The 15,702-nt window shown below is 53.7% G+C and carries 15 protein-coding genes; 11 read left to right on the top strand and 4 right to left on the bottom strand.

Annotation, left to right across the window (positions count from 1 at the left end):
• Nucleotides 1–152 precede the first annotated feature (152 nt).
• Genes WHS88_01395 through WHS88_01365 form a run of 7 tightly spaced genes read left to right on the top strand, consistent with a single transcriptional unit; the run spans nt 153 to nt 7,519 of the window.
• Nucleotides 153–785: a redox-sensing transcriptional repressor Rex gene (locus WHS88_01395; GenBank protein ID MEJ5258824.1), complete on the top strand. Its 633-nt coding sequence runs from the start codon at nt 153–155 to the stop codon at nt 783–785.
• Entirely contained in the window at nt 782–2,611 is a 1,830-nt protein-coding gene (locus tag WHS88_01390) for a cache domain-containing protein (GenBank protein MEJ5258823.1), read from the top strand. Before WHS88_01395 ends, WHS88_01390 begins: the two co-directional genes overlap by 4 nt.
• Before the next feature lie 2 nt (nt 2,612–2,613).
• The gene (locus WHS88_01385) at nt 2,614–2,967 is read left to right on the top strand and encodes a (2Fe-2S) ferredoxin domain-containing protein (protein ID MEJ5258822.1); all 354 of its coding nucleotides are present in this window, start codon (nt 2,614–2,616) and stop codon (nt 2,965–2,967) included.
• 15 nt (nt 2,968–2,982) lie between these two features.
• A complete protein-coding gene (nuoF, locus tag WHS88_01380) occupies nt 2,983–4,776 on the top strand; it encodes an NADH-quinone oxidoreductase subunit NuoF (protein ID MEJ5258821.1) in 1,794 nt (597 codons plus the stop codon).
• Nucleotides 4,777–4,784: 8 nt separating this feature from the next.
• Entirely contained in the window at nt 4,785–6,575 is a 1,791-nt protein-coding gene (locus WHS88_01375; protein MEJ5258820.1) for an NADH-dependent [FeFe] hydrogenase, group A6, read from the top strand.
• Nucleotides 6,572–7,108, top strand: a complete 537-nt coding sequence (nuoE, locus tag WHS88_01370) for an NADH-quinone oxidoreductase subunit NuoE (protein MEJ5258819.1) — start codon at nt 6,572–6,574, stop codon at nt 7,106–7,108. The genes WHS88_01375 and nuoE overlap by 4 nt, the downstream gene beginning before the upstream one ends.
• Nucleotides 7,109–7,135: 27 nt before the next feature.
• The gene (locus tag WHS88_01365; GenBank protein ID MEJ5258818.1) at nt 7,136–7,519 is read left to right on the top strand and encodes a response regulator; all 384 of its coding nucleotides are present in this window, start codon (nt 7,136–7,138) and stop codon (nt 7,517–7,519) included.
• Nucleotides 7,520–7,673: 154 nt separating this feature from the next.
• On the opposite strand, the gene WHS88_01360 is transcribed toward WHS88_01365, so the two are convergent.
• The 3 genes from WHS88_01360 to WHS88_01350 all read right to left on the bottom strand — a co-directional run bounded on the left by WHS88_01360 (nt 7,674) and on the right by WHS88_01350 (nt 9,302).
• A complete protein-coding gene (locus WHS88_01360; protein ID MEJ5258817.1) occupies nt 7,674–7,823 on the bottom strand; it encodes a hypothetical protein in 150 nt (49 codons plus the stop codon).
• A gap of 52 nt (nt 7,824–7,875) precedes the next feature.
• On the bottom strand, nt 7,876–8,133 hold the full coding sequence (locus tag WHS88_01355) for a hypothetical protein (protein MEJ5258816.1): 258 nt from the start codon (nt 8,131–8,133) through the stop codon (nt 7,876–7,878).
• Nucleotides 8,134–8,414: 281 nt separating this feature from the next.
• Nucleotides 8,415–9,302 (bottom strand): phosphodiester glycosidase family protein, encoded by an 888-nt coding sequence (locus WHS88_01350; GenBank protein ID MEJ5258815.1) that lies wholly within the window; start codon nt 9,300–9,302, stop codon nt 8,415–8,417.
• A gap of 231 nt (nt 9,303–9,533) precedes the next feature.
• Between WHS88_01350 and WHS88_01345 the strand changes: the two genes are divergently transcribed.
• Nucleotides 9,534–10,154 (top strand): NUDIX hydrolase, encoded by a 621-nt coding sequence (locus WHS88_01345; GenBank protein MEJ5258814.1) that lies wholly within the window; start codon nt 9,534–9,536, stop codon nt 10,152–10,154.
• Nucleotides 10,155–10,160: 6 nt separating this feature from the next.
• On the opposite strand, the gene WHS88_01340 is transcribed toward WHS88_01345, so the two are convergent.
• Entirely contained in the window at nt 10,161–10,934 is a 774-nt protein-coding gene (locus WHS88_01340; GenBank protein MEJ5258813.1) for a M14 family zinc carboxypeptidase, read from the bottom strand.
• Between the two features lie 125 nt (nt 10,935–11,059).
• Here WHS88_01340 and WHS88_01335 point away from each other — a divergent pair, with 125 nt between their 5' ends.
• The 3 genes from WHS88_01335 (at nt 11,060) to WHS88_01325 (ending at nt 15,659) form a co-directional block, all read left to right on the top strand.
• Complete coding sequence (locus WHS88_01335; GenBank protein ID MEJ5258812.1) at nt 11,060–11,737, top strand: redoxin domain-containing protein; 678 nt, start codon at nt 11,060–11,062, stop codon at nt 11,735–11,737.
• A gap of 72 nt (nt 11,738–11,809) precedes the next feature.
• Nucleotides 11,810–13,378, top strand: coding sequence for a shikimate dehydrogenase (aroE, locus tag WHS88_01330; GenBank protein ID MEJ5258811.1), 1,569 nt, complete (start codon nt 11,810–11,812; stop codon nt 13,376–13,378).
• Nucleotides 13,379–13,430: 52 nt separating this feature from the next.
• Entirely contained in the window at nt 13,431–15,659 is a 2,229-nt protein-coding gene (locus tag WHS88_01325) for a hypothetical protein (GenBank protein ID MEJ5258810.1), read from the top strand.
• The last annotated feature ends 43 nt before the right edge of the window (nt 15,660–15,702 follow it).

Genomic DNA, 15,702 nt, shown 5'->3' with positions numbered 1-15,702 from the left:
TTTTATTTGTGAAAAGGTCAAAATTTATTGTGAAAAAAATATCAAATATTCTTGACTTCTTTTTTAATCATTTTATATTTATATAAAGTAATGAGAAGTACGGAAACATAAATGTTATTTTTGGAGAACTAAACGAAAAGAAGGGGAAGTTCATGGTGAACAGGAAATGCATAATTCGATTGTCGCGTTATAAAAGCGCTCTTCAGCGTCTGAAAGCCCTCGGTTTCGTGAAGGTTTTTTCGGGCAATCTGGCTGATGCGGCTGGCGTGACTTCCTCTCAGGTTCGCAAGGACTTTTCCCTCTTTGGAATTACGGGCAATCGAAGAGGGGGCTACAGTGTCGATGAACTGATTGCCAAAATCCTCGAAATCCTCGGAAAAAATGAGCTCCAGCGGGTGGTTTTAGTGGGGGCCGGCAATATTGGAACCGCCCTGATGCGGTACAAAGGCTTTGAATCGGGCGGAATTAAAATCGTCGCGGCCTTTGACATCGACCCGGAAAAAATCCATCGGCAGTCGGACCCGCCGGTTCTTCCGCTGGAGGAGTTTGCCGATTTTGTCAAGCAAAACTCCATTCGGGTCGGAATTCTGTCTGTACCGGATGTTGCTGCTCATCATGTCTCCGAATTGATGATTCGCTCGGGAATCATGGGGATTCTCAACTTTGCCCCGATTCAGCTGCGAGGGGCCGAACGGGTCATCATCAATAACATTAATCTTGAGGTGGAACTGGAAAATCTGATTTATTTTGTCAATGCGATGCAGAAAACCGGACAAATTGAATGAAAATTAAAACGCTCAAAACTCGTCTGCTGTTTTCGTTCCTGACGGTGAACATCACCCTGGCAGTCAGTGTCTTCTGTCTGGGGTATTGGGTGATCCAGCAGCAGCTTTTTGAGCGGACCCAAAAACAGGTGAACCGCTATTTGGACAGTGCACGGCTGTTTTATAACAGCGAAATAGAAAACATCGGCATCCGGATGAAATTGGTTTCCTATGAACAGGACCTGGACTCTCTGCGAAAGAGACTCGATATTGATTATCTGTTCCGGCTGCCGACGGAGGAAGCAAAGAAGTCCGAGAGCCGTATTGTTCAGAAAGTCCTTGAAAGTGGTTTCCCAGTGGGGGGAACCCGTCTGGTCAGCCCGGGAGAAATGGCGCGAATGCCTCAGGAGGTTCAGGAAAGGGCTCGGATTCCGATTAAAAATCCTTCTCAGGGAGCTCTTTTTACAGAAGGCGGAATTGTCAAGGAATACGCCCTGCCCCTTTGTGGGCCGGATGGACAAATCGCGTTTGTGATTTACGGCGGACGGCTGGTGAATCAGGATTATACGTTTGTGGATAAACTTCGGCTTCTTGTTTTCGGGGATGAGCAGTATCACGGCAAACCAGTCGGGACGGTAACCATTTTTCAGGACGGCATTCGGATTGCCACGAATGTTCTGGACAAAAAGGGCCGGCGGGCTGTGGGGACTTATGTTTCCCAAGCTGTTTATGACAGTGTGATTCGGCAGGGAAAACGCTGGCATGACCGGGCGGAGGTCGTGGGCAACTGGTACCGTTCCGCTTATGAACCGATTCGCGACCTGGATGGAAACATCATTGGAATTTTGTATGTCGGGATTCTGGAGGAGCAGCTGACCGATATTGTTGCCAGGATTCTGCTGCTGTTTTTGCTGGCGGTTTCGGCCGCCTTGCTGCTGGCGGGCATTGTGGCATTTGTCCTGACGGGGTCCATTCTCCGCCCGATTACGCTGCTGCTGGAGGCGACGCGAAAACTCGCCAAGGGGGAATGGGGGCACGAAGTCCCCGCAGAGACCTCTGTCGAGGAGCTGGACCAGCTGGCCAAGTCGTTCAATGAGATGAGTGTGCAGCTGCGTCAGCGGGAACTGTCTTTGAAAATCAGCAACGAGAAGCTGGCCGAACTGAATAAAAGTTATCTGGATTTGATCGGTTTTGTGGCTCATGAATTAAAAGGGATGCTGGCCTCTGCCGTCATCAATGCGTATTCGCTGCGGGACGGTCTGCTGGGAATGCTGAATTTCAAACAGAAGCGGGCGATTGATTCGATTTGCCGAAATCTGGATTATTTGGATGCCACGGTCAAGAAGTTTCTGAACTTAAGCCGGATTGAACGGGAAAAGCTTGAAATCAACAAGCAGCCGGTTTGTCTGCGGAAGGATATTGTGGATGTTTCCGTGCAGACGTTTTCCAAAATGTTCGAAGACAAGCAGATGTCCATCGTCAATCGGATTGATCCGGCTCTGCGGGTCAATGCCGATCCGGACCTGCTCCAGATTGTGGCCAATAATCTGATTAACAATGCCGCCAAATACGGCGCCGAAGGGGGGCGCGTTGAATTGTCGGCCCGGGTGCTGGACGGGCGGGTGGAGATAGAAGTCTATAATGACGGGCGTCCGATTGAACCGCACGAATTGCCGATGCTGTTCAGGAAATTCTCCCGGCTGGACAATCCGGACAAGAAAAAGGTCAAGGGAACCGGTCTGGGACTGTATATCACCAAACAGATCATAGAGGCCCACGGCGGACAGATTCGAGTGGAGCCGAGGGCCGGAGGAAACGCATTCATTTTTGATATTGAAAGGGCTTAAACGTGGTTACGCCGATGGATTTAATCCGAAAAAAGCGTGCGGAAGCGGTGAACCGCATTATCAGCAAAGGGTATCTGTCTACCAAACGTGTTTATGTGGGGATGGCGACCTGTGAAATCGCCGCCGGCTCCAAGGACGTAATGGCGGTTTTTCAGGATGCCATTGCAAAAGGATTGACCGATGTGTATCTGAGCCAGAAGGGCTGTGCCGGCCGCTGCAATCTGGAGCCGACGGTGGAGGTGGTCGAAGAAGGCAAAGTCCCCGTCAAATACGGTCTGGTGACGCCCGAGCGAGCCCGTGAAATCATTGAACGGCATCTGAAAAAAGGTGAAGTAATCCAGGAATGGGTGATTTAGGGAAAGGGACCTGTTGTGTCGGACAAGCAGTATAAATTGACGTTTTGCGACGGCTCCGGATGCCTGAAGAATCAGGCGAGGGAGTTTCGTCAAGTTTTTGAAGAAGAACTCCAGCGGCAGCAGCTCCAGCAGAATGTTCAGATTCATCTGAGCGGCTGTCTGGGCATGTGCGGCAAAGGCCCGATTCTGATTGTCAACCCGGGCTATATTATGTACGGTCACCTCCGCACGGAGGATGCGTCAGAAATCGTTCAGGAGCATCTGATAAACGGACGGCCGGTTTCCCGTCTGATAATTCAGGAGGACCATTTGTATAACCGGTTTTTCCGGATCTTCGGGGATTCGGAGTTTTTCGGCCGGCAGATGCGGATTGCTCTTCGCAACTGCGGTGTGATTGACCCGGAAAAGATTGATGATTATCTGGCGATGCGGGGATACGAGGCCCTGGCCAAAGTGCTTACGGAGATGACGCCGCAGCAGGTGATTGAAGAGGTCAAGAAAAGCGGTCTGCGCGGCCGCGGCGGTGCAGGGTTTCCCACCGGATTAAAGTGGGAATACACCGCCAAACAGACCGACCCGGAGAAATATGTTATCTGCAACGCCGACGAAGGAGACCCCGGGGCGTTTATGGACCGCAGTGCGATTGAAGGGGACCCGCATACCGTTCTGGAAGGAATGATTATCGGCGGGTATGCCATCGGGTCCCGTCAGGGCATCATTTATATCCGAGCGGAGTATCCGCTGGCGGTCCAGCGGCTGAAAAAGGCGATTGAAGACGCCCGGCGAGAGGGATTTCTCGGCGAGCGAATCCTCGGGACGGATTTTTCCTTCGACATTCGGATTTGCCTGGGAGCCGGGGCTTTTGTCTGCGGAGAGGAGACAGCATTGATTCACTCCATAGAGGGCTCGCGCGGGATGCCCCGTCCGCGTCCCCCGTATCCGTCCGTCAGCGGTCTGTTCGGCAAGCCGACGCTGATTAACAACGTTGAGACGTGGGCCAATATTCCGGTGATTATTATTGACGGAGCTGACTGGTTCAGCAGCATCGGCACGGCGACCAGCAAAGGAACCAAGGTCTTTGCGCTGGCCGGCAAGGTACGCAATACCGGTCTGGTGGAAGTGCCGATGGGCACCACGCTGCGGGACATCGTGTTCGGCATCGGCGGCGGAATCCCCAACGGCAAGAAGTTCAAAGCTGTTCAGACTGGCGGGCCCAGCGGAGGGTGCCTCCCCGAACAGTATCTGGATACCCAGATTGATTATGAATCGCTCGCCAAGGCCGGCTCGATTATGGGCTCCGGCGGGATGATTGTGATTGACGAGGATTCGTGCATGGTGCGAATGGCTCGATTCTTTATCGAGTTTACCCAGGATGAGTCCTGCGGCAAATGCACACCGTGCCGGGAAGGAACCAAACGGATGCTCGAAATCCTGACTCGGATTACCCGCGGTCAGGGCCGCCCCGGAGACATCGAAAAACTTGAGCGGCTGGGCACAATGATTCAGAAGGCTTCGCTGTGCGGACTGGGGCAGTCCGCCCCCAACCCGGTGCTGAGCACCATTCGGAATTTCCGGGAAGAGTATGAAGAGCATATTCATCAGAAGAAATGCCGGGCGCATGAGTGTACGGCCCTTCTGACTTATGTGGTTCAGGACAACTGCGTGGGCTGCGGGGCCTGCAAGCGGGTCTGCCCGGTCAATGCGGTGTCCGGAAATCGAAAAGAAAAACATACAATTGATCCGAAACTGTGCATCAAATGCGGACAATGCTATGATGCCTGCAAGTTTAATGCGATTGCGAAAGTGTGAGGGATTCCATGAGCCGATTGATTACCATTACCATTAACGATAAACCCTATCAGGTCGAGCCGAACCAGACGATCATGCAGGCGGCCGACAAGCTCGGGTTTCATATCCCCCGGCTTTGCTATCACCCCAAACTGTCGATTGAAGGGGCCTGCCGGGTTTGTATTGTGGAAGTGGAAGGAATGAAGAATTATGTGGCTTCCTGTGCCTTCCCCGTCAGTGATGGAATGAAGATTCGCACAAATACGCAGGCCCTGCGGACGGCCCGCCGGGACATTATTGAGCTGATTCTGGATAACCATCCGCAGGATTGCCACACCTGCGAACGTGACGGCAACTGTGAACTCCAGCGGTTGGCGGCGTCCATGGGCATTCGGGCCCGGCATTTTGAGGGCGAACGCAAGCGGTATGAAAAAGACCTGTCCAGCGACGCCGTTATCCGAGACCCTGAAAAGTGCATTTTGTGCGGGCGCTGCGTGCGAATGTGTTCGGAGATTCAGCAGGTCCACAATCTGACCCAGGCCCATCGCGGGTTTCATACCGTCGTGATGCCCGCCTACAATATGCCGATGGGGGAAAGCGTCTGCACCGCCTGCGGCCAGTGCATCAATGTCTGTCCGACGGCGGCGTTCCTGGAAAAGAATTATACGCAGGAACTTTTCGAAAAGCTCAACGACCCGAATCTGGTGAAGGTTGTTCAGTTTGCACCGTCTGTGCGGGCGGCTATCGGAGAGGCCTTTGGGCTGGAGCCCGGTCTGAATATGGAAGGACAGCTGGTTGCCTCGCTTCGCAAACTGGGTTTTGATTATGTGTTCGATACGCAGTTTGCGGCGGATTTGACGATTATGGAAGAAGCCAGCGAATTTCTCGAACGGCTTCAAAGCGGCGGCGTGCTGCCGATGATTACGTCCTGCTCCAGTGCCTGGATGAAATGTCTGGAACAGTTTTATCCGGACCTGATTCCGAATGTCTCCACCTGCAAGTCGCCGATGTCGATGCAGGGAGCGGTGACCAAGACGTATTTTGCCCGGAAGAAAAAGATTGACCCCCGCAAAATCCTCAGTGTTGCCGTGATGTGCTGTACGGCCAAGAAATATGAAGCCGCACGGCCCGAGCTGATGTTTGACGGGATGCGGGGAGTGGATATTGTTGTCACGACCCGTGAAGCCGCCTGGATGATCAAATCCGCCGGGATTGATTTGGTTCATATTCAGCCCGAAGAGCCGGACCATCCGCTCGGGATTTCCAGCGGTGCCGGTGCGATTTTCGGGGCCACAGGCGGAGTGATGGAAGCCGCCATTCGAACGGCGTATGAGCTTTATACCGGTGAGACCCTCGTGGATATCGAGGTGGAGGCCGTTCGGGGGCTCAAGGGCATCAAAGAGGGCAGCATCGTCATGGACGGCAAGGAAATCCGGGTGGCCGTCGCCCACGGTCTGGGCAATGCCTGCCGGCTTCTGGAACGAGTCCGCCAAGACCCTTCTCGGTATCACTTCATTGAGATTATGGGCTGTCCGGGCGGATGCGTCGGCGGCGGCGGTCAGCCGTATGCCCAGATTAATTCCATTCCGCTTGATGATGACAATCTGCGGAAGCGGGCGCAGGCCCTTTATGATTTGGACAAAGCCAAAACCATCCGGCGAAGCCATGACAATCCGGATGTGCAGAAACTGTATAAGGAGTTTCTCCAGAGCCCGCTCAGTCCGGTGTCTCATCAGTACCTGCATACCCATTATAAGGCCAAAACGCCGGTGGGGATTATTCCGAGAAAAGAACGCACCATGTCGGGAGATTCAAAATGACTCAGGTTCAAACGGAAAAACTTCAGGCCCTTCGGGAGGCCATGCAGGCGGCCCGAAACGATGCTCATCCGGAATCGCATCTGATCGGGATTCTGCATAAGGTTCAGGAGATTTTCGGCTATCTGCCTCGTGAGATGATGGACGAAGTTGCCCAGACACTCGAGATTCCGACCGCCCATATCTGGGGGGTGGCGACCTTTTATCACTACTTTAATCTGGAGCCCATCGGACGGTATGTGGTGAGTGTCTGCATGGGAACGGCCTGTTATGTCAAAGGCGCCGCCGGCGTCCTGGAAACCCTCAAAAAAGAATTGGGCGTTGAAGTCGGCAAGACGACGGCCGATGGTCTGTTTACCCTTCAGGAAGCCCGCTGTCTGGGGGCCTGCGGGATTGCCCCGGTGATGATGATTGGCGAAAAGATTTACGGACAACTGGATAGTAAAAAAACAATTGATATAATTAACCAGTATCGCAAGGCCGCCGCAGAGGAAAAATCGGCTGTCGGGGCGGAAGCTCGACGTGGGAAACCTTGAAGAAACCGTTGAAAAGGGAGACTGCACATGGCGAAAAAAGTACTGATTATCGATGATGATGCGGATTTTGTGGAAAGCATTGAGAATCTGCTGGAAGCCCGCGGATATGAGGTGGTTTCCGCTTCCAATGGAAAAGAGGGCGTAGAGGCCGCCAAAAAGGAAAAGCCCAACCTGATTATCCTCGATGTGATGATGACGACCAAAGATGAGGGGTTTAATGTCGCCCGTCAGCTGAATGAACTGGAAGGGGTCAAGGGGACGCCGGTTGTGATGGTGACGGGAGTGCGGCGGGAAATGAATCTGCCGTTCGGTTTTGAACCCGATCAGACCTGGCTGCCTGTCAAGCAGGTGCTGGAAAAACCGATTAAGCCGGAAACCTTACTGAAGGCCGTAGCTGATCATATTCAATAAAAAAGGAACCGCATCTTGCCGCAGAACACCTCCTCCTAAGGGATGCTCTGACCGTCCGTCAGAACGTCCCTTTTATTTTTTAAAAAGAAGGCAGGGAGCTGTTGCAGCTCCCCGCCGCGCTTTCCATCCAATCAAGGTGGAGAGAGGAAGAGGACTATTTTTTCAGCAGACCGAGCAAGACGGCTCCTGTGCTCAGCATCAGCATCGTCGCCGCCGACGGAACTGCCGGCACCGAAGACGGGATGCCGACAGCCAGGCTGTTGACCAGCCCCAGAAGAATCCAGCCCAGTGCTTTTTTCATCATGGTTTGTTCCTAAACGGTGTGTGAGGACTGTACCAAACCCGTCTGAAAACCGTTATTGCATTTCCTGATTGAGTTTTTCCCGAAGCGCCTGATTTTCCCGCCGCGTCGCCTCCAGATCAAATATCAGGTACTTAATCCCCAGCCGCAGGTAGTCCAGCGACTGCTGAAGATTGCTGAACTGGGCCTGAAGTTTCTGATGATTCTCCCGGTTTCGGCGAGCCAGCAGGAACAGTTTGTCCTTTTGCGGCTGCGGCAGGTCGACCTCGTTGAGCAATTCCTGGAACTTCTTTTCAAAATTAGTTTCGAACATCGTTCACCCCCAAAACAGTCCTTGTTGTTTCCCCGAAGCCAGCGGTTTGGCTTGCAGCGGGCTAATCTTTTTTGCATTCTTGGCCCGAAGCCATCAATCGTATTATAGCAAAAAAGCCGTTTCGCAGACTTCTTCCGCCTCGTTTCCGGCCGTTTTGGGCCGTCCGAGCGGGCTGTTTATCTGCGAACGGTCATTTTATAGGAACTGCCCCAAAAATTTTTTGGGACAGGACGGGAGAGACCGAAGGACGAAAATTCTTTAAGTGGTTAATTATTAATAAGTTAAGGGTTTGATTGGGGTTTGAGGCGAATCGTCAGAATCACCGGCAGGGCCCGCACGGGACCGGATGGATTGTTGAGGATTTGGATCTGTCCCTGAGGATTGATGATGCCCAGGATGGTGCTGCCTCCGCCGTCCATGTTTGCGGCGTCCCAGCAGCCGAGTTGTTTCATAAACCGTGCCAGTTCCTCGAGGGTCATTCCTTCGCTGAATCCGGGCTGTCTGCCGTCGGCCGCTGCCAGATACAAATGAGTGCCGTCCCGATTCACACCGACAGCAGTACGGGGGTGGAGGGCGCCTCCGGGGCCGGGGAGGACTTCCGATGCCTTGAGAATCTGTTCGAAGCCGCCCACTCCTTCCCGGATGTCCTGGATATTGTTCGGTTCTCCGATGAAGACGCGTCTGCTCCGATCGGTCCAGACGGAGACACCCTGATGAAAACAGCGGATTTTTCCCTCTGTGGCGGCCAATCCGAGAATGCGGACATTGATTGGATAGGTCGGCCCCCACGGACTCCAGGGATTGGCATTGACAAAGGCCTGCAGAGAGGGGTGCGCTGCCAGGAGGCGGGGGTCGGTTCGAACGGCGCTGCAGGACTGCTCGTCGGCTTGGGGGGCAATCACGGCAATCGGTTCAACTTTGCCTTCCGAAAGGTCAATCGTCAAGACGTGGATACGCACAGGCCGGGGCTGCTCAAGCAGGTAAAAGTCATAGCGGATGCTCGAAAGGTGTTCTGTACTGACTTTTGAAGATTTTGGGATGGGCTGAGCAGCGCAAAAAGCGGCAGACGAAAACAGACTGCCTGTCCAGACCCCTGCGAAAAGCAGCAGGGCCAATGCAGACGAAAGAAGGTGGTTCCGTGTTTGTCTGAAGGAGAAATTGTGTATCATTTTTTGCTTTTCGAATCGATTTTGCCGACAGGGTTTCAAACGGTTTTCCAAATATAGCACCGCCGGCGAAACGAAGCAACAGAAAGCCCGTTGAGAAGAAGGGTTTATAAAAGAGCAGGTCCGACTGGACAAAATGGAGATTTTCCCTGCTCTTTTGCCGTTATGGGGGATTGACTTTGGACGAAGGTTATTTTAATCTCGCTTGCGTTTTGGTTAAGAAATGGAGAGACAATGGCTCTGGATTGGTTTGATATTGTCAGACGGCTGAAGGCGATTGCTCAGGCCGGTCGGGCGTTTGCTCAAAACGAGTACGAGCGGGCGCGTCACGAAGAGATTGAGCAGATTTGTGCGGAGATTCTGGCGGGCTATACCGGGCTGGAGCCGGAAAAGATACTCTATCAGCTTCAGGAAGATACGGGCTATCCGACCCCGAAGGTGGATTGCCGAGGGGTTTGCTTTCGCGACAACAAGATTTTACTGGTCCGTGAGTCGGCCGATGGGGGATGGACGCTGCCGGGCGGCTGGTGTGATGTGGGGCTGACAGCCAGCGAAAACTGCGTGCGGGAAATCCGGGAGGAGTCGGGTTTTGAGGCCCGGGTTGTCCGGCTGTTAGCGGTCTATGACCGGGACCGTCAGGGGCACACGCCGCCGTATCCGTTTAACATCTACAAAATCTTTTTTTTGTGTGAGATTGTCGGCGGCGAGCCCAAAACCAGTCATGAGACGACGGAAGTGGCTTTTTTTGGCGAGGATGAAATTCCTCCGCTGTCGAAAGGCCGCACGCTGCCTCACGAAATCAAACAGTTTTTCCGGATGTATCGGGACCCGTCGATTCCCGCGGATTTCGATTAAGTTTTATCAGGGGGCAATCAGGAAATCCACCACGGCCCTTCCGTATTTGTCCCAAAGCTGCTGTTGGGTCAGGAGGGTGTCTTCAGCCTTCATTTCAAAGGTGATGGTGGGGATTCCCTTACTTTCTCCGGCCCAGGAACCGAGAGAGCCGGGCAATGCCCCGATGCGCTGCACAGGCAGCGGACACCAAAGGGCCATTCGTTGAGCCAAATATTTTCCGGGACCGTCATAATCGATGCAGCCGTAGGGCTGATGAATGCTGAGGATTCGAACGGGTTTTTCCGTTTCAATCAGGTTGTAGAGGGCCTGCGATTCGGGTTCGGAAAGAGGCTGCTGGCCGAAGCGTTCGTTGTTCAGCCGGTTGTCGGCGGGGAAATTTCGGTTCAAATCGATTTGGCGGGCGTTATCGCGTGTCCCTGCGGCCAAACCGTCCGGATTGGCGACCGGAATCAGAAGAATTCTTTGGCGGGCGTACAAATACCGGTTTCGGATTAAATAATCTTTGAGTGCATCGGCCAGGACCCGGCTGGCGGGTTCATTACCATGAATAGCCCCGAGCACGAGAATTGTCGGGCCTGTACTGCCGAACTGATAGCATTCGATAGGCCTCCCTTCAACGGAAGTACCGATGGAATAGGGGGTTATCGTAACCGGTGTGACAATTTGCGGGGCGTAACGGTCCGGCCAGGGTTGACAGCCGGATGTTAATATGGGAAATATGGAGATAAAAATCAGGCTGAACACAAGGACGCTGCATTGTTTCTTTTTCATCGGTTTCATAGGAAATTTCAGGGGTAAATCTAAGAAAACTAATCTTTCCATCCGTTTTCGACGTATATTTTTTTGATTACCGTAATGAAGTACAGTTTTTTTGTCAAAGAGGAAATTTTGGAAAGGAGCATATCATGGTGACCTATAAGAACATTTTGGCGACAGCGGCCGCCGCTGCTCTGGCGTTCTGGGCCGTTCAGGGGGTTTGGGCTGGGGATGATCCTCAGAAAGCAGCGGAAGGCCATCAGTGCGGGTCAGAAAAGTGCCCGGGTGCCGCTCCCGATTTTGTTTTGAAAGATTTGGACGGCAAAGATGTTAAGCTGTCAGATTTTGTGGGCAAAAAGATTGTCGTGCTCGAATGGGCCAACTGGGACTGTCCGTTTGTCAAGCCGCATTACCAGAATAAGACATTCGCCAAGCTGATTGACAAATATGTAAACGCCAAAGAAGGCGAACCGGAGAAAAAGGTAGTGTGGCTGACAATCAACAGCACGCATTATGCCAAGCCGGAAGACCACAAGGCCTGGGCCAAAGAGCACCAGCTGAAGCATCCGATTCTGGCGGATCCGACCGGTCATGTAGGGCGACTGTATAAGGCAACGCATACGCCGCATATGTACATCATCGATTTGAAAGGGCATATTGCCTATCAGGGGGCGATTGACAATGCTCCTTTGGGCAAGGTCCCCGACAATGAAAAGTACGTCAATTATGTAGAGCAGGCCCTGGATGCTCTGCTGGCCGGAAAAGAACCGCCTGTAAAAGAAACCAAGGCATACGGCTGCACGGTAAAATATCCGCCGCAGCAGTAAACAAACAGGCGGGGGCTTATCGGCTCTGTTTTGTCTTGAATTTTGCACAACCGCCGGTTATTGTCATTGTGTATGACAATACTGGCGGTTTCTATTTCGGCAAACAATGCAGCAGAAGCCCGGGAGCAGATTGACCGGTCGGTCTGTCAGGGGGCGGAAGCGATTGAACTGCGTCTGGACTTTTTGAAAAATCAGACCGAGGCGGCAGCCGCCGATTTGGTGCGTTTTGTAAAGCAAAAAGGGCTGCCCGTAATTGCGACATGCCGGCATATTTCAGAAGGCGGTTCGGCGGACTGGCCGACGGAGAACCGTCTGAAGGTGCTGACAGCGGCGATGGAGGCGGGAGCGGATTTTATTGATTGGGAATTTGCTCAGTATCTTCAGCCCGGTGTTCAGGAGATGCTCACGGCGGCTTTGCGCCGTTTCCGGGCGTGCCGTCTGATTCTTTCCGCTCACGATTTTCACGGTCCTTTTGAGGATTTAACGGCTCGTTATGAAGCCATGCGCACCCTGTGTCCGGAAGCAGTTGTGAAATTGGTTTATACGGCCCGCCATATCAACGATTGCTTTGAGGCGATGGACCTGCTGTATCAGGAGAAGGAGGATTTGGTTGTTTTTGCTATGGGCCAGGCGGGGATGATTACGCGGATTTTGGCGAAGAAACTCGGCGGCTTTCTGACCTTTGCCTGCCCGGAGGAGGGAACGTCGGCGGCACCCGGACAGATTCCAGTTCGCAAAATGAAGACGCTGTATCGGTGGGATGCCCTCAATCAGCAAACTGAACTGTATGGAATCATCGGAAATCCGATTGGGCATTCGCTGAGCCCGGCGGTGTATAACGGCTGTTTTGAAGCCCAGGGCCGCAACGCCCTGCATCTGCCGCTGGAGGTGGGAGGGGGACAGGCGGAATTCAGTCTTTTTCTTCAGTCAATACTTCAGCGTCCCTGGCTGGATTTTCGTGGGGTTGGGGTCACACTGCCGCATAAGAGCGCGGCGATGGAGTTTGTGCATCGGGAAGGGGGATATCTGGAGCCGCTGGCGGAGCGGATAGGAGCGGCCAACACGGTCAAAATCGGCCATAACGGTCTGTTGAGTGCTTATAACACAGATTGTGCAGGGGCCTTGGACGCCCTGATGGAAACGCTCGGAATTGAAAAAAGACAGCTGCGGAATCAGGAAGCGGCCGTTATCGGAGCCGGCGGAGCGGCCCGGGCGGTCATTGTCGGGCTGATGGATGCCGGATGCCGGGTGACGGTGTATAACCGAACGCTGGAAAAGGCCCACGCCTTGGCGGAGGAGTTCGGCTGTCGGGCGGCGCCGCTGGAGGAGATTCGCAACAGCCGGGCCAGAATTTTCGTCAACTGCACCAGTTTGGGAATGGCCCCCAACACAGATTCCACGCCGGTGCCGGCGGAGGTGTTCGGACCGGATACAGTGGCGTTTGATACGGTGTATGTGCCGCTGGAAACCCGGTTTCTGCGGGAGGCCAAGGCCGCCGGCGCACGGGTGGTCAACGGGGCGGAAATGTTTATCCGACAGGCCGTTGTGCAGTATCGGCACCTGACGGGCGTGGAGCCGGATTCTGAACGGATTCGGCAGATTGTTTTGGATTGCCTCCATCCCGCCGGGAGGGTAAGATAGCCGCAGCGTTGGAGAACAGTTTTAAAAAAACAAGGTGAGTCAGGAGGATATTATGAGGGCGAAGGAGTGTTTTGGGACGGTCTTGCTGTCTGTCGTTGTTTTTTCCTTGTCCGTCAGGGAGGTTTCCGCCGGAGCGGCGGCGGAGTGGATGGGCAAGCTGCCTGCCGACACGCTTTTTGCGGCGGCCTGGAGCGGAACCGAGTCGCTGACACCGGCCTTTGAGCAAAGTTATCTGGGGCAAATCTGGAAGGATCCGCAGGTTCAGGCCTTTTATCAGGCGATTCTTCATGCAATCAGGAATCGGGCCGCTTCGGAGGATCCGAACGCCATCCGTCGCACGGATTGCCTGCTGAATCTGGTCCAGCTGAGTCTGCGAAAACCGCTTGCCATCGGTGTCTGCAGCGGCTCAGAGGACCCGGCGGAGGTCTCCGTGTTTTTTGTTTTGCAGGCCGGAGCGGATAAGGCGAAATTTGAAGCTGCTCTGACGGAGGCATTCCGCGAACTGCACTTTACCCCTTTTGCCGTTCCGCTGGAAGGAACCGGGGTCTGGACGATTGCGGAGTCCTATGAGAAGTTCTTTTACTGGACGTGGCTGGATACCGTTTTGGCAGCGGCGTTCAATGACCCGCAGGGACGGCTGCTCAAAACATTCGGCAAGGGGCAGACTTTGTCTGACCGGAATCCTTTGTCGGGCTTTTCAGAACGGACAGAGGCCTTGGTGCTCTATGGTGATTTTGCCCTGTTCTTTTCGAAAGTCCGAGCCCGTCTTCAGACAGAGAGAAGCGGAGAAGACGCGGAAACCTTTGCGAAAATTCTTTCTCAGACCGGTCTGGACAGAGTGCGGCGGTTCGTGATGTGCGCCGGTTTCGAAGGGAAGAATTTCGGCAGTGAATCACGACTGATGATAGACGGCGGCTCCGGCGGGCTTCTGTCGAATCTGGGGACGGTCAAAACGGATGTTTTGTGTGCGGCGGATGAGCGGGCCTTTGAGGCGTTTGCCTTTTCTCTTTCCTGGGCAGGGCTGTATGACGGGATGCACAATTTCCTCAAAAGTGTGCTCTCTGAGGAGGATTATCAGGAGTTCTGCGAATCGCTGAGTGGGGCGGAAGAACAGACCGGTTTTTCCATACGCCGGGACCTTTTGGACAACTTGACCGGTCCGGTGCTGGGGTATCTAATGCCGGCTTATACCGTTTCTCAGGTGCCTCAAGGGGGAACCGTTTTCATGGCGGATATCAAGTCGGCCGATACGATGGAGAAAGTTTTGAATCAGCTCGGCGCTTTTGTTCAGAAAGAAGCCCCGGACCAGTTCCAGATACAGACTCAGACTTTGCCGGAAGGGGGGAGTGTTTGCGTTTGGGTTCATCCGATGCTTGCATTGGCTCAGGTGATGCCCTCTTGGGCGATTTGCAATTCCAAACTGATTGTGGCGACCCATCCGGTTCTGGCCAAAGAGACGCTGCTTCGTCTGCAGGATTCCTCGGCGGCGGGCGGACTTTGCCGCCGTGAGAAGTTTTCCTCCGTCCGGAGTGTCTATCCTGCTTCAGCAGTCTTTCTGTCGTATGCGGATACAGCGCTTCAGGTTCGCCAGGGGCTGATGCAGCTTCAGCAGGTCTGGCCGATGCTGGCCATGGCGGCCGCTCAGGAAGGATTCCTGCTGCCGATGATGCTGCCCAATCTGGAACCGTATATCAGTCAGTTTCCGCCTTCGGTTGGGTATATGGTTCAGGATTCGCGCGGGCTGCAAAGCCGCTATATCGGTCCGGGGCTGGATGTCGGAGCGGCCTCTGTTGCAGGGGTTGCAGCAGGAACAGCAATTTTAATGCCGGCTGTAAACAAGAGTCGGCAGACCGCTCAACGGGTGGTGTCCGGGACAAACCTAAGAAACATCTGGCTGGCACTTCAGGTTTATGCAACCAAGCACAACGGGCCGTATCCGCCGGACCTTCAGACGCTTGTTCGGGAGGCGGATCTCAATCCGAAAGTGCTCCAGAATCCCTATCCAAAGCCGGATTCCTTCTCGGGGCCGGATTATGTTTATATTGCCGGCCAGAATCGTTCTTGTCCGCCCGGAAATGTCCTCGCCTATGAAAATCCTCAATTTGGTCAAAGCCGCGTAAATGTACTGTATGCGGATGGTCGTGTTGAGGCAATTGATTTGGCCCGACTGCAAAAAGAAGTTCGCGAGACCTATGAGAACCTGAAGCGTCCGATTCCGTCGGAAGAAGCGGCCTGTCTGGGGCTGGATTCGGTTCCGCCGGATTCCGATGCGGAAAAATGACTTGTTCCGGCGGATGTCCAGCAGTACAATATTTCTTTTCAAA

The sequence above is a fragment of the Anaerohalosphaeraceae bacterium genome, assembly GCA_037479115.1.
In the GTDB taxonomy this organism is placed as follows: Bacteria; Planctomycetota; Phycisphaerae; order Sedimentisphaerales; family Anaerohalosphaeraceae; genus JAHDQI01.
The sequence above is the reverse complement of the archived record's forward strand: the minus strand, read 5'-3'. Positions and strand labels throughout refer to the sequence as shown.

Bases quoted from the DNA above. Each gene is read 5' to 3' on its own strand.
- WHS88_01395 (MEJ5258824.1), top strand. From the start codon at position 153: ATGGTGAACAGGAAATGCATAATTCGATTGTCGCGTTATAAAAGCGCT.
- WHS88_01390 (MEJ5258823.1), top strand. From the start codon at position 782: ATGAAAATTAAAACGCTCAAAACTCGTCTGCTGTTTTCGTTCCTGACG.
- WHS88_01375 (MEJ5258820.1), top strand. From the start codon at position 4,785: ATGAGCCGATTGATTACCATTACCATTAACGATAAACCCTATCAGGTC.
- nuoE (MEJ5258819.1), top strand. From the start codon at position 6,572: ATGACTCAGGTTCAAACGGAAAAACTTCAGGCCCTTCGGGAGGCCATG.
- WHS88_01365 (MEJ5258818.1), top strand. From the start codon at position 7,136: ATGGCGAAAAAAGTACTGATTATCGATGATGATGCGGATTTTGTGGAA.
- WHS88_01360 (MEJ5258817.1), bottom strand. From the start codon at position 7,823: ATGATGAAAAAAGCACTGGGCTGGATTCTTCTGGGGCTGGTCAACAGC.
- WHS88_01355 (MEJ5258816.1), bottom strand. From the start codon at position 8,133: ATGTTCGAAACTAATTTTGAAAAGAAGTTCCAGGAATTGCTCAACGAG.
- WHS88_01350 (MEJ5258815.1), bottom strand. From the start codon at position 9,302: ATGATACACAATTTCTCCTTCAGACAAACACGGAACCACCTTCTTTCG.
- WHS88_01345 (MEJ5258814.1), top strand. From the start codon at position 9,534: ATGGCTCTGGATTGGTTTGATATTGTCAGACGGCTGAAGGCGATTGCT.
- WHS88_01340 (MEJ5258813.1), bottom strand. From the start codon at position 10,934: ATGAAACCGATGAAAAAGAAACAATGCAGCGTCCTTGTGTTCAGCCTG.
- WHS88_01335 (MEJ5258812.1), top strand. From the start codon at position 11,060: ATGGTGACCTATAAGAACATTTTGGCGACAGCGGCCGCCGCTGCTCTG.
- aroE (MEJ5258811.1), top strand. From the start codon at position 11,810: ATGACAATACTGGCGGTTTCTATTTCGGCAAACAATGCAGCAGAAGCC.
- WHS88_01325 (MEJ5258810.1), top strand. From the start codon at position 13,431: ATGAGGGCGAAGGAGTGTTTTGGGACGGTCTTGCTGTCTGTCGTTGTT.